The sequence below is a fragment of the Haloarcula vallismortis ATCC 29715 genome, assembly GCF_000337775.1.
Taxonomy (GTDB): domain Archaea; phylum Halobacteriota; class Halobacteria; order Halobacteriales; family Haloarculaceae; genus Haloarcula; species Haloarcula vallismortis.
This window is the reverse complement of record NZ_AOLQ01000054.1, coordinates 97,710-111,499: the sequence shown is the minus strand read 5'-3', so window position 1 is coordinate 111,499 and position 13,790 is coordinate 97,710. Positions and strand designations below refer to the sequence as shown.

Genomic DNA, 13,790 nt, shown 5'->3' with positions numbered 1-13,790 from the left:
AACCATACCGGGAGGCGTGAGCCTCTCATCCGGGAGCAACTGCACTATGACTGACATCCGGTTCAGCACCGACAGAGAATCGTTCCTCGAAACTGCACAACGGGCCCCCGACGGCGCTCGCGTGCCGGTCGAAGCGCGCCTCACAGTTACCGATCCGTTCGAGGCGTATCGCCGCGCCCGAGACGGGAACACAGACGGGTTCTACCTCGAAACGACCGGCGGGCAATCGGGCTGGGGGTACTTCGGCGTCGACCCGGTCGAAGAAATCGAGGTCTCTCCGGGGGCGACACCGGCACAGGAAAGCGGTAGCCCAAGCATCGAAGCCATCGACGACCTGCTCGACCGAGAACACCTGGAGCGGGGCGACTGTACGGTTCCATATCCGTGCGGCGCGTTCGGCTGGCTGTCGTACGACGTCGCACGGGAGCTCGAGGATATCCCGGAGACGACCGTTCCAGACGGGCTCCCACGGCTTCAGCTGGGTGTGTTCGACTGCGTCGTCGCGTGGGAGGAGCCACACGACGGGCCGGTCGAGCTACACGTGACAGCGTGTCCTGTCGTTGACGGAGCGCCTGAGGTGGCGTTCGAGCACGGCCGTGAGATGGCCCGCGAACTGGCCGAGAACGCCGTCCACGGCGAGCGGCACGTCCAGTCCGAGCCAACAGCCGCAAATCAGGCCACCTTCGAGAGCGAGTGCGGTGAGGCGGCGTTCGCCGACCGCGTTCGGCAAATAAAGCAGTACGTCAGAGACGGCGACACGTTCCAGACGAACGTCTCGCACCGGTTGACTGCCCCGGCGGCGGTCCACCCGGTTGACACCTTCGACGCCGTTCGCCGGGTGAACCCGGCTCCGTACTCGGCCCTGCTTGAGTTTCCCGGCCTCGACCTCGTCAGCGCCAGCCCCGAGCTGTTGCTGGACGTCGATGACGGCGAGCTGCTCACCGAACCGATTGCCGGCACACGCCCACGTGGGGAGACGCCGGCTGAAGACGAAGAACTCGAGGCGGACCTCTGCAGCGACGAGAAAGAACGGGCCGAGCACGCGATGCTGGTCGACCTCGAACGGAACGACCTCGGGAAGGTCAGTGAGTACGGGACCGTGGACGTCGCCGAGTACCGCCGCGTCGACCGCTATTCTGAGGTGATGCACCTCGTCTCTCTCATCGAAGGGGAACTGCGCGACGACGTCAGTATCGCCGACGCGGTCGCTGCGGTGTTCCCCGGCGGGACGATCACTGGTGCGCCGAAACCGCGGACAATGGAGATTATCGACGAGGTGGAACAGACTCGACGGGGACCCTACACCGGCAGTATTGGGGTATTTGGCTTCGATGACCGGGCGACGCTGAACATCACGATCAGGACGCTAGTCCGTTACGACGGCGAGTACCGACTCCGCGTCGGGAGCGGTATCGTGCACGACTCCGTCCCAGAGGCCGAGTACCGCGAGACGCTGGACAAGGCCCGAGCGCTCGTCACTGCTGTCGACGAGGCACTTGGCGAACAGGGGTCGTTTGCGGTCGAGTCCGGGACCGAACCAATGGAGGGTACCTGATGATACTCATCATCGACAACTACGATTCCTTCGCCTACAACCTCGTCCAGTACGTCGGCGAGTTCGACGATGTGACCGTGCGGCGAAACGACGCTATCGACGTGGACGGCATCCGCGACCTCGACCCGAGCGGCATCGTCGTCTCACCGGGCCCCGGGACGCCGGCGGAAGCCGGCGTGTCAATCGACGTGTTCGCTGAGACAGAGTACCCGGCCCTGGGCGTCTGTCTGGGCCATCAGGCGCTCTGTGCAGCCCACGGAACCCCCGTCGGCCACGCACCGAGTGTGGTCCACGGGAAACCCTCGGAAGTCCGCCACGACGGGACAGAGCTGTACGACGGGGTCGACGACCCGTTCGAGGTCGGGCGATATCATTCGCTGGCCGTCGAAGCCGCCGCGCTCCCGGACGAACTGGAAGAAACGGCACACACCAACGACGAGCAGGGTATCGTGATGGGTGTCCAGCACAGCGAAAAGCCACACATCGGCGTCCAGTTCCACCCGGAAAGTATCCTCACCGACGCGGGGAAACAGCTGGTCAAGAACTTCTGTACCGGGATCGCTGAGGCCTGACCACACAGCGCGAGCAGGGCCTACTTCTCTTCGGGTGGGTCCACGTCGTGATGGGTCTGAATGTCAGGCAGTTTCCTGACGGCACGCCTGACGAGTGACGTGTGGCCTCGCTCGTTGCGGAGCCAGGTCACAGTCAACCCGCCGGCCGCCACGAGCGAGATCACGGCGAACGGGCCGCCGGTCAGGACAGCCAGTGCCTGAAGCGTCTCAGCGCCACCAACAAGCAGCACCGAGACGGCGACTGCACCCTGGAAAACGCCCCAGAAGACGATATGCGTCGCTGACGGTGCCACGCCTCGTCGCGTCGCCAGCACTGAGACGACGAGCGTCGAGGTGTCCGCTGACGTAGCCATGAACACGATGATAAGCGCGAGAAACAGGAACAACAGGAGCTGACCCAACGGGAGCGACGACAACAGCGGGAATCCGACGACGGCTTCTGACCCCCCGCGCTGTGCGATAGCGGCGAGGATATCGGCTTGCCCCGTGTGCTGGATGAACAACGACGTGCCACCGAGCAACAGGAACCAGACTATCGTCGCCGCCGAGGTCGCGACAACGCTCGTGAACACGACGGTCCTGACCCGCCGACCGCGGGAGAGTGCGGCGACGAACAGCCCCGCGAAGGGAGCCCAGGAGAACCACCACGACCAGTTCCAGACGGTCCACTCCGCGACCCACTGTCCGCCCATGTGGAGACTCAACGGGACGAACTCCAGAGCGTAGGTCCCGACTGCCTGCGTCCCCCGCTGGAGAATAAACGACCGAGGGCCAACCGCGACAATGAGGAGCGCGAACAGACCGAAGAGGACGACGTTGAGACCGGCGATGCGACGGATACCGCGGTGAATCCCCGTTGCGCTGGAGACAACGAATATCAGCGTCAGGCCGCCGACAACCAGGACTGGTCCGATTTCACCGGCTGCCACGTCCCACTGGTAATTGATACCGGCGAGGAACTGCTCACTGACGAGTGCGACTGAAGTGGCGATACCGCCGATGGTAGCGAAGACGGCCAGCGTATCGACGATTTTGGCCCACACCGAATCCAGTCCATCAACGCCGAGCACCGGTGCCAGTACCGTCGACACTCGGAGGGGTGCGCCCCGCGTGAATGCGAAATACGCTATGGGGACGCCGATGACGGCGTACGCGCTCCAGGCCGAGATGCCCCAGTGAAAAAGCGTGTACACCAGTGCGCCGTTGATCGCGGCCACCGATTGAGCGGGAGCACCGACGTAGGGCGGCGGCTGATCGTAGTGAAACAGGGCCTCAGTGGGGCCCCAAAACACCAGTCCAGCCGCGATGCCGGCGGTAAACACGAGCGTAAAGTACGTCGGGTACGTGTAGCTGGGTTCCGTGTCCGGACCGCCCAGCTTGATGTCGCCCCAGGGTCCCACCAACAGGAACAGGCAGTAACAGACCGAGAGAAAAACGGCGGCGAGAAACAACGGGCCACCAGCAGTCAGGACTGTGGCCGCTGCGGCGTCTACAGCGCTCGTAGTCCGGGTCGGGAATGCCATCTGGAGCGCAAAGAACGCGGCGAATACGAGCACCGGGAACGCGAGGATAGTCGGCTCGTGCTGTGTGAGAAACTCGCGGACAGCTCTTCGGACATTGGTCCGCCGGACGCGGAGGAAGACATCGGCCGCGGCCGGTCCGGTGCTGTCCTCTGAATAGGGCAACAGCGCGATATAACAGAGACCGGAACTGAAGAACACGAGGGCGACGGTCAGCCACGCCGGGCCGGTGACGGCCTCGCCGACGAGCGTCGGAAAGAAAAAGCCCGCGAGCACGAGCGCTCCAGACGCGGCACACAGTGGGGCCAGTAGCCGGCCGACAGTCTCTGCAATGCCACTTGCATCGGAGGTGGCCATGCCTCTATATTCAGTATCGGAAACATATATTACTATCCCAGAATGCCATTGAAGCTGGCGACTACAGCGGTCGAAACCATCGTCGGTGGAGTGGTGGTCGGGTCACTCGGAGTTGTCAGGGTCGCCGTTGTCAGTCCCGATTCCGGTCAGCAACGATTCCGTTGACCCACGGCCAAGCACCGACTGTCCCAGAAGCCGTCCGCCGATGGAACGAGGATTGATAACCTCGTCCGCGCCGACTGCACGGAACTTTTCGACGTGTTTCTGGTCAGTCGCCGCCGCAACTGTGCGGATGTCCGGATTGACGTTCTTGGTCGCGATGACGGCCAGTACATCGCGTGCGTCGTCGTTACTCCCCACCACAACACCACTTGCAGTTCCGACGCGGGCATCTCTGAGAACATCCTCGTCGGTGGGATCACCGGTAAGCAGGTTCACGCCCTCGTCCTTCAGCGACGCGACCGTCTCCTCGTCGGGCGTAACGACGACGACCGCAGTCTCCTCGCCCAGTTCCTCAAGCAGCGATGCCGTAACGTCTCCGTACCCGAGAACCACGACGTGGTCCTCAAGGAGTGTCAGGTCTGATGCAGTCATGACTCCGAACGCTGTTGCCATCCTGGATTCGATAGCCGGCCCGATGAGCGCACCCACGGCAACGGTGAACGCGCCGGTCCCGAACAAGATAATCGAGAGCGAAAACCACCGTGCCTCCGCCGTTACGGGAGTGATATCGCCGTAGCCGACCGTCGCGATAGTGACGACGACGTAGTACACAGCATCACCCCAGCTGTCGAGTTCGAGAAACTGGCCCCGTAGCCCATAGGCACCCACAGTTCCGTAGAGAATGACCCCGAAAATCGCTGACAGCGACGCAATCTGAATCGGCGAGAGGTCGAGCGACTGGTCGAACCGGTGTCGGTTTCGGACTAACAGCGGATACGTGACCAGCGTCATCACCAGCAGGGGGATGTCGGTTGGCTGAAACGTGGCAAGCGGCAAGAGCACCAGTCCGAGCGCCACGACGACCGCCACACGCCAAGCGAGCCGTTTGCGGCGCTGGAGTCCAACTGTCACGATACCGAGTATGAACGCGAACAACACTCCGCCGAACCGGACGACGGCTAACGGAAGGTCGACCACAGCGGTCAGTGGACCGTTGAGCGCAAGCGAGGCCTGGCTGAGGTTCGAAAGGCCGGTCACGAACGCCAAGAGCGCGACGCCGCCAGTCAGGACGACCGTCGGCTTCGCACCGGATAGCTCGTCCCACTCGACAAACGGAATCCTGTCGGCCGGATAGAACACGTCCTCCAGTGTCCGGTCCGACGGGTCTTCTGGGACGTTAGCCATTATCACACTGTTGTCGGAGTCAATATAAAAAACACGCGGCGAGCCGGCACCGCACTCAAGACAGCAGGCCCCGTACGATGTCGTCAATGCGTCGATTGTACGGTCACAGATGTCGCTGTTCACTATGGGGGATTAGAGAGCGTTGGAACCGACTTGCGCGGAGGCCAAACAGATGAACGCCGCGGTCCTGTTCGGACTGGGGACGATGATAGCCTGGGGGTTCTGGATCGCGTTTGGCAACGTCGCTTCGAGTACAATGGACCCGGAAACCGCGGCGTTCGTGTCGTATGCAGCCGCGACTGTCGTCACGGGCCTGTACGTCGCTGTCTCTGACGCGTCACTCGTCGTCACGAATAGAGGCCTGTTGTTCGCGGGCGCGGCCGGTGTCGCGGCAGCCGTCGGCGTGGTTTCGACGTTCGTTGGCGTCACTGTGGGGTCGACGTCGGTGGTCTCTACCATCGGCGGGATGTACTTCATCACTGCCGCGGTCATCGGCGTCATCGCCTTCGGGGAGTCGATGACGCTGACAAAAGCCGCGGGCATCGGGCTGGCGCTGACCGCGATTGTCGTCATCAATCAATGACTGGACACAACTGGTAAGCTGCCGGGAACGTTGTGTAAGTGTGGCCCGCCACGGCTGGGATTTATGCACCGAGGGCAGGTCTGTCCGGGTATGAAGCGCGTGATCAGCACCGACGACGCACCGGCCGCAGTGGGCGCGTACAGTCAGGCCACGTCGAACGGCAGTCTCCTAATCACCGCCGGACAGCTCCCGCTAACGACAGACGGCGAACTACTCGACGACGAAACAGTCGCTGACCAAACACGGCAGTGTCTCCACAACGTCGAGGCGATTCTGGAGTCGGACGGGCTCTCGCTCGACGATGTGCTCAAGACAACTGTCTACCTCGACGACATCGACGACTTCGACGCGTTCAACGAGGCCTACAGCGAATTCTTCGAATCGGAACCGCCAGCCCGGAGTGCCGTCGGCGTGGGTGCGGTCCCGAAAGGCGCAGCCGTCGAGATAGAAGCTATCGCCACCACCGACTAGCGAGTGGGGCTGTTCCGGCTTTTATCGTAGTTCCATCCCATCGGCGCGCTCCGCGGCAAGCGTCGTCAGTTCGTCGACGCTACTGTCCGAACGGTCCGCGAGGACACGAAGCAACATACCAAGCTGTATCGCCGCTGCCTCACGGAGTTCGGCCGCCTCCTCGGTGTCGTTACCGAAATAGTACTCGTGACGGCCATCCTCGTGGATGATTCCGGTGTACACCGAACGCAGGTCTCCCTCGGTTATCGCGGCCGACGCTTCCGTCTTGACTTCCTCGAATCGCGGATTCATCGTTTGGGGGAACGTTCCGCTGCCTCATTGTTTCGACGGAACGGACCCGTCAGTGCCGTTCCACCAGTCTCCCAACGAGTGATACGTTGTGGAGGCGGTCGACCGCGGCCGTAATTGGGGACGCCTCGGCCGGGGTTTTTAATCGTTCAGCACGACGCACAGAGTATGACACAGGAAACCACGGCCCTCGCCCATTCGACCGCCGTCCGCGTGTCGACTGACGGACGGTCACAGAGCGGGGACCGGGTCCGCTCCGCGGCACGGGCAGCGGCGGGCTCGGTCCCGGTCGTCAGAACGGGGCCGACAGGCATCACAGCGGCCACGCCGCTGGTGATGATTTCAAGCGATGGACGGACGGCCTTCTACGGTGATCCGTCACCGGCGGCCGTCCGTGATCTCGTCGATGAACTGGAATCGGGGACAGTACCGACAGCTGACGCGGACGCCGTCGTCGAGCACGACCCGGATACGGCGTCACTTCCAGTTCCGGAGCGTGGCTCGCTCTCCGTCGGTCGCCGCGACGTACTGGGTCCCTGCGGCTGGGTGGCTCCGCTGGAACCGGCCGACTGGTCGTTCGTCTCGGCTGAGCAGACACCCGACGCTGCAGGAGCGGTCGGGCTGCTGGGCAGGGGCCGCGGGGACGCCGCCACTGACGAACTGGTTGCCGAAACGTGGGAAACGGCAATCGGGACGGACGGTGACCCGGTGGTCGTCTGCAACGCCAACGAGGCCAGTGACCTCCCATCGGGTGACGACACGCTCCTCTCTGGCGCACCGATGGCGGTTCTGGACGGAATGGCGACGGTCGCCGAGTACGTGGACGCCGATGACGCCGTCGTGTACGTCAACGAGTCCAAAACCGGCCTGCAGACGCACCTCCGGGAGGCCATCGACGCGGCTGCCGACATCCTGCCCGTCGTTCCGCAACTGGTGGCCGGCCCGGATGAGTTCCGCGCCGGCGAGCCGACGGCAGCGCTCGAAGCGCTGGAAGGGGCCGACCGCATCGAACCGCGGCTCCAGCCGCCCGCGCCGGCCAAACGCGGCCTGTACGGCCGCCCGACAGTCATCCACACGCCGCGGACGTTCGCACACGTCCAGCGGGCCGTCGCTCAGCCGGATAGTGTCGACGCTGACGCCGCGGACCCCGGAACGCGAATCGTCACCGTCACCGGCGACGTGTCCGGCCCAGCGACCGTCGAACTCGGTTCCAGCGCCAGTCTGGGGGCGGTTCGCGAGGCGGTCGAGATGGATGGCTCGTTCAAGATGGCCTGTGTCGGCGGTGTCCTCGGTGGCATCTCTCGAACCCTCGACATGGCACCGACCGCCCAGTCGCTTCGAGCGGCTGGCCTCGGAACCGACGGCATCGTCGAACTGTTCGACACCGACCGCTGTGCCGTCGAGACGGTGGGGAGACGGGCCCGGTTCGCGTCGACGGAGAACAGCGGCCGATGCGTTCCCGGTCGCGAAGGGACGAAACAGCTCGCTGAACTCCTGCGCGACATATACGACGGGTCGTTCGAGAGCGACAAGATACGTGAACTCGGCCGCGTGATGCGACAGTCGAGTAACTGCCAGACCGGCGCGCACGCGCCGCGGCCGGTGACCACCGCCATCGACGAGTTCGAGCCGGAGTTCCGGGCCCACACAGACGGCCACTGTCCCAGCGGTACCTGCACGGAGAAACTATGAGCACAGACAAATCGATTCCACGAGTTCCCGACCTACACGACCCACAGCCTGAGACACCCGTCACCCGCGAGTTCGAGACCGGCACTGCAAACGACCCCGACGTGGGGACCGATGCGGACGAGCCGACGACACTCACCGTCGACGGTGAACCGGTCACCGTCGCCCCGGGCTCGACCATCATCGACGCCTTACAGGACCTCGACGACGACATTGTCAGCGTCGACCCCGGCGCAGAGGGCGTCGAAGACGACGCCGACGTGCCGGCGCTGTGTTACTACGACCGCGACGGCGACTGCAGCGACGAGATCGGCCCGCGCAGCGAGTGCCGGACCTGCATGGTCGAGACGGACGAGCACGGCCTCGTGCCGTCGTGTTCGTTCCCCGCCGAGGACGGGCTGTCTGTCTCGACCGACACCCCAGACGCCGAGGAGGCCCGCAGCGTTAATCTCGACCTCGTGCTGTCGAACCACAATCTGCGATGTACCACCTGCAACGGCAACGGCCGCTGTGAACTGCAGGACGCCGCCATCAGCGAGGGCGTCGACCACCCCCGATACGGCGTCTTCGACGAGCGCGACCAGTACGAACCCATCGACGACACCTCCTCGTTCATCCAGATCGACCGCAACAAGTGCATCCTCTGTAACCGCTGTGTCGACGCCTGCAACGACGTGCAGGTCGAGGGCGTCCTCAGGGTCGAGGGCCATGGCGAGGATACCCGCATCGGCTTCCAGTCCGACGCCGAGACGATGCACGACTCGGAGTGTGTCTCCTGTGGCCACTGCGCGACGGTGTGTCCGACTGGCTCGCTCACCGAGAAGGGAATCGGCGGCCAAGCGACGCTTCCGCTGCCGGGCTTCACTCAGCGAAACTCCATCGGGAAGGTCATCGAACACGAGGACGTCGAAACTATCGACGACACCACTGCCCCGAATCGTGGCTTCGAACCCGGCGATCCGAGAGCGGCGAAGGGGAAGAAAGGCCTCGCCAAGTTCGCGTCGGCGGCGAAACGTCGCGCCGGCGACATCGCCAAGGACTACGGCAAGAAGGCCTTCCTCGCCGGTGAACACACCGCCGAGAGCATTGCGGCGAACACGATGCCCGAGGGCCGACTGTTCGACATCGCTGACAAGGTCAGCGACTACCGCCTCTCGAAAATCGACAAGCAGGAGACGACCTGTGGCTTCTGTGCTGTCGGCTGCCGGTTCGAGATGTGGGGCAAGGACGGCGACTCACTGGGCGTCGTCCCGGTCGACGACCCCAACGACGCGCCCGCAAACAACTTCTCGACCTGCGTCAAAGGGAAGTTCGGCCACGAGTTCGCCAACAGCGAACAGCGGGTTACCGAACCGATGGTCCGCAACGACGACGGCGACCTAGAACCGACGAGCTGGGACGAAGCACTGGAGTACGTCGCCGAGCGCTTCGCCGAGATTCAGGACGAACACGGCATCGACTCGCTGGGCTGTCTCGCTTCCTCGAAAGGGAGCAACGAGGAGGCCTATCTCGTCCAGAAGTTCGCCCGGCAAGTGCTGGGGACGAAGAACATCGACAACTGCGCCCGACTGTGTCACTCCTCGACGGTCGCGGCGCTCCAGCAGACGCTCGGCTACGGCGCGATGACCAACCGCATCAACGAGGACATCGGGGAAGCCGACGCCTACCTTATCAGCGGCTCCAACACCACGGAGTCCCATCCGGTGCTCGCTACGCGCATCAAGCAGAACGTCCGCGAGGGGGCCGACCTTGTCGTGTTCGATCCCCGGAAAATCGGCATCGCCGAGCACGCCGACCAGTACACCCGGACCAACCCCGGCTACGACGTGGCCTGGCTCAACGGCCTCATCCGGTACATCATCGAACACGACCTTCACGACGAGGCGTTCATCGAGCGAAACACGAGGGACTTCGAGGAAGTTAGAGAGAAGGTCCAGGCGTTCACGCCCGAGAAAGTCGAAGACCTGGCGGGCGTGTCGCCGGAAGAACTCGCTTCGGCGGCCGAGACACTTGCCGAAGCTGACAGCGTCGTGTTCGGCTGGGCGATGGGGATGACCCAGCAAAGCCACGGCACGGAGAACCTCATCGCGATGGCCGACCTCGCGCTCGTGCTTGGCCAGGTCGGCAAGCCCGGCGCCGGTCTCTCGCCGTTCCGCGGGCAGAACAACGTTCAGGGCGGCGGTGGGGACATGGGCACCCTGCCCGGAAGCCTGCCGGGCTATCAAAACCCGGCGGACGACGAGGTCGGTGAGAAGTTCGCCGACGCGTGGGGCGAGCGCCCGCCCGAGGAACCCGGTCTGAAGGTGCCGGAGATGCTCGCCGAGGCCCACGCGGGGAACCTCCGCGGGATGTACGTGGTTGGCGAGAACCCCGCTCTCTCAGAGCCAGACATCCAGCACGCCGCCGAGGCGCTGGCGGACATGGAGTTCCTCGTGGTGCAGGACATCTTCATGACCGAGACGGCGGACTACGCCGACGTGGTACTGCCGGCGGCCACCTCGCCGGAGAAACACGGCACGTTCACCAACACCGAGCGACGCATCCAGCGGGTCCGCCCCACGTCCGAGCCGCCGGGCGAAGCCCGTCAGGACTGGGAGATTACGCAGGCGCTGGCTCGACGGCTGGGCTACGACTGGGACTACGACCACCCGCGGGAGGTCATGGACGAAATCAACTCCCTTGTGCCCATCTACGGCGGCGTCACCTACGACCGGCTCGAATCCGGCGACCAGCACGGCCTGCAGTGGCCCTGCTGGGACGAGGACCACGAGGGCACGCCGTTCCTGTACGACTACGAGGAGGGGAACTTCAACTTCGAGGACGGGAAAGCCCGCTTCGTGCCCGCCGACGGCGGCCACCCCGGCGAGATTCCCGACGAGGAGTACCCGCTGACGCTCACCTCGGGCCGCGTATTGTATCACTGGCACACGGGCCAGATTACCCGCCGCGTCGAGGGGCTGATGAGCCACGTCGGCGAAAGCTTCGTCGAGGTGCATCCCGAGACGGCCGAGAAGCTCGGCATCGCAGACGGCGAGTACGTCCGCGTCGAGTCCAGGCGGGGCGACATCGTCGTCAAGGCGCAGGTCACCGACCGAGTTGGTCCGGGAACGCTGTTCATCCCGATGCACTTCGCGGCCGGCGCGGTCAACAAGCTCACCGGGGAGACGTTCGACCCGACCGCTGGTATCCCCGAGTACAAAGTGTCGAGCGTCCGCGTGGAAGTGCTGGGACCGGAGACGGACGAGGCGGTGCTGCGGACGCCAGATGCTGGCGGAAAACAGGTCCGAAAACGGGGCGCTGGCGACGACTGAGTTGGCCCGGACAGTCGGCCGCGATTCCGCAGTTCTACTTGAGGCGAACACATACTAGCTCCGAGTTCGACCTAATATGTCGGTGATTGGCTTCAGATACTGACGTTTTTGCGTTTTCTTTTTCCAACATCTCATTTCAGACCCATAATGGGCCTATACAAATAGGAAATTGGCATGAATAGAGGTGAAAAGTATGTTCCATATCGATAAATTCGACCGCCGCAACTCAGTCCCGCGGTCCGACCGGACGGTCGGCGATTTCGTCAAGAAGCTCGACGAGCGAGTCGGTTGCCAACTCCAGCAGTGTCTCTCCACGTTCGGCGCTCCCCGCTCGTGGGTCGCCGACGACACCGTTCTCGGTGAACTCATCGGAGTCGAACGCGAGGTTGACGCCGCTTTGCCACTCCCCCCAGCCGTCACTGCCGCCGTCTGCGGCCTCGTCCAGTCGGTCTTCGTGGACAGTCTCCGGGTTCGTGTGCTGGAGCAGCGACGTTTCCAGCGGTCCGCCGTGGCCCATATCTGCGCTGTGGTCACCGACCGCGTTGAACCATGTGAACGGGACAGCGAAGGCTTCGTCGTGCCGGGTTATCGTGCCTGACACTTCCCGCAGCGCGTCGATGTTGCCGCCGTGGCCGTTGACCAGCACCACGTGGTCCCAGCCGTGACTCGCGAGGCTCCCGACGATGTCCCGGACGTAGGCCCGAAAGGTCGACTCGGAGGTCCACAGCGTCCCTGAAAAGGCCCGGTGTTCCTCGGCCACCCCGACGGGGACTGCCGGCGCGACGACAACGGCATCATCATAGCGCTCGGCCCCGCGTTCGGCGACCGCCTCGGCGTCGAGCGTGTCCGTCCCGAGCGGTGCGTGTGGGCCGTGTTGCTCCGTACTCCCGACTGGGAGCAGCGCCAAGTCCGTCTCGACGTCGGCCATATCGGTCCACGTCTCCGTCTGCAGATCCATAGTGAAATCTCTGTACGGGACGGAATAAAGCCCAGTCCCTTCTTGCGTGTTACGGGTAACTGCTATTTAGCCACGTAATCGAATACACACGCATGGTCCAGAACCCATCTCAAACGCGGAGAGACCGGTCAGTCCCCAGCCGAGGCGGAGGGAGTCCGCTGTGACCAGAGAAGCGGTGTTCCGGTAGCCGCTCCCAGCCGAACGGAAATGGCGACCAGCGAGACGATGGCAGCGCACTCGATCACGCTGACCACCAGATGTAGCTCGGACGGGATGCTCACGGTGATGAAAAACGGCGGGTGATTCATCGAAGCATGGAACAGTGCGACAAGCCAGAGGTTACCCGAGAGTACGTACACACTCCCGTAGGCCAGACCCATGAGCGTCAATCCAATGAGTCTGCCTGCAAGCGCTGAGTTAACGCCGTGCCCCGATGCGAGGAACCACCGCGGGAGGTGAAACAGGGCGAACAGGACCGCGACAATGCCGATGCCAGAGAGCACCGCACGCGGAGTCGTCTCACCCACCAGCCTCGTGAATCTCTGTTGCAGGTACGTACGGAAGAGAAACTCTTCCGGGATAGCAGTGAACAGAAGCGAACTGAAAAGTGCCGCGAGATACAGCAGCGGGTGGGCAGCAGTTCTCGACAGCGAGGCATCGAACCCCGAGACACCACCTATCGCGAGCGCGACCGCGACGAGATTGTACAGTCCCCAGAACGCGGCGACGACCCCAACTACGGGACCGAGTGTGCGAACAGGCGGGAACAGAGAGCGAAGTGAGACGTTCTCGATTCTGAGCGCACCGGCCGTGAGTGCAACGAGAAAGGCACCCCATATCATTCCCAAGACGGGCGGCGGCGACGTGCCAGGGGAGATGGTCACCAGTCCGGCGAGGACGAGCATCACAAGGAGGTACGTTACAACGGGAATCAACGGACCGCCGCTGAATCTCGGCAGACCAGTAGCAGGGCGTAACATCAGATCGGAATCCGACGGCTGGTCCAAAATTATCTTCTATCTCGCATTTCGGTGCGAAGCTGTCGAAGACAAAGGTTCACTGTGTGAATGGGGCACAGCCACCAGGGCTGACGTTTAAAACTATTTTTTAGTCTCTGATAGCTTTAGTATGCACCCCTC

Annotated in this window: 11 protein-coding genes; 6 read left to right on the top strand and 5 right to left on the bottom strand. The window is 63.5% G+C overall.

The genetic code is table 11. From position 1 onward, the window contains the following. Positions 1-46: 46 nt before the first annotated feature. Entirely contained in the window at positions 47-1,555 is a 1,509-nt protein-coding gene (locus C437_RS12795; RefSeq protein WP_004517383.1) for an anthranilate synthase component I family protein, read from the top strand. Beyond that, positions 1,555-2,127, top strand: a complete 573-nt coding sequence (locus tag C437_RS12790; RefSeq protein WP_004517382.1) for an anthranilate synthase component II — start codon at positions 1,555-1,557, stop codon at positions 2,125-2,127. The genes C437_RS12795 and C437_RS12790 overlap by 1 nt, the downstream gene beginning before the upstream one ends. 20 nt (positions 2,128-2,147) lie before the next feature. Here the strand turns inward: C437_RS12790 and C437_RS12785 are convergent, their stop codons facing one another. Further along, a complete protein-coding gene (locus C437_RS12785) occupies positions 2,148-4,004 on the bottom strand; it encodes a BCCT family transporter (protein WP_004517381.1) in 1,857 nt (618 codons plus the stop codon). A gap of 102 nt (positions 4,005-4,106) precedes the next feature. Further along, entirely contained in the window at positions 4,107-5,351 is a 1,245-nt protein-coding gene (locus C437_RS12780; protein ID WP_004517380.1) for an NAD-binding protein, read from the bottom strand. Positions 5,352-5,523: 172 nt separating this feature from the next. On the opposite strand from C437_RS12780, the gene C437_RS12775 reads away from it, so the two are divergent. Continuing rightward, positions 5,524-5,934 (top strand): EamA family transporter, encoded by a 411-nt coding sequence (locus tag C437_RS12775; RefSeq protein WP_004517379.1) that lies wholly within the window; start codon positions 5,524-5,526, stop codon positions 5,932-5,934. Between the two features lie 90 nt (positions 5,935-6,024). Further along, on the top strand, positions 6,025-6,405 hold the full coding sequence (locus tag C437_RS12770; protein ID WP_004517378.1) for a Rid family detoxifying hydrolase: 381 nt from the start codon (positions 6,025-6,027) through the stop codon (positions 6,403-6,405). A 21-nt stretch (positions 6,406-6,426) separates the two neighbouring features. Here the strand turns inward: C437_RS12770 and C437_RS12765 are convergent, their stop codons facing one another. Then, a complete protein-coding gene (locus C437_RS12765) occupies positions 6,427-6,696 on the bottom strand; it encodes a hypothetical protein (protein WP_004517377.1) in 270 nt (89 codons plus the stop codon). A gap of 165 nt (positions 6,697-6,861) precedes the next feature. On the opposite strand from C437_RS12765, the gene C437_RS12760 reads away from it, so the two are divergent. Then, positions 6,862-8,385, top strand: a complete 1,524-nt coding sequence (locus C437_RS12760; RefSeq protein WP_004517376.1) for an NADH-ubiquinone oxidoreductase-F iron-sulfur binding region domain-containing protein — start codon at positions 6,862-6,864, stop codon at positions 8,383-8,385. Further along, positions 8,382-11,693 carry a formate dehydrogenase subunit alpha gene (gene fdhF, locus C437_RS12755; protein ID WP_004517375.1) on the top strand — a complete coding sequence of 1,104 codons (3,312 nt, stop codon included), beginning with the start codon at positions 8,382-8,384 and terminating at the stop codon, positions 11,691-11,693. Before C437_RS12760 ends, fdhF begins: the two co-directional genes overlap by 4 nt. Positions 11,694-11,919: 226 nt before the next feature. Here the strand turns inward: fdhF and C437_RS12750 are convergent, their stop codons facing one another. Together C437_RS12750 and C437_RS12745 are read right to left on the bottom strand one after the other, a co-directional pair. Then, positions 11,920-12,651: a creatininase family protein gene (locus C437_RS12750; RefSeq protein WP_004517374.1), complete on the bottom strand. Its 732-nt coding sequence runs from the start codon at positions 12,649-12,651 to the stop codon at positions 11,920-11,922. A 128-nt stretch (positions 12,652-12,779) separates the two neighbouring features. After that, entirely contained in the window at positions 12,780-13,631 is an 852-nt protein-coding gene (locus C437_RS12745; RefSeq protein WP_049919781.1) for a CPBP family glutamic-type intramembrane protease, read from the bottom strand. Positions 13,632-13,790 lie beyond the last annotated feature (159 nt).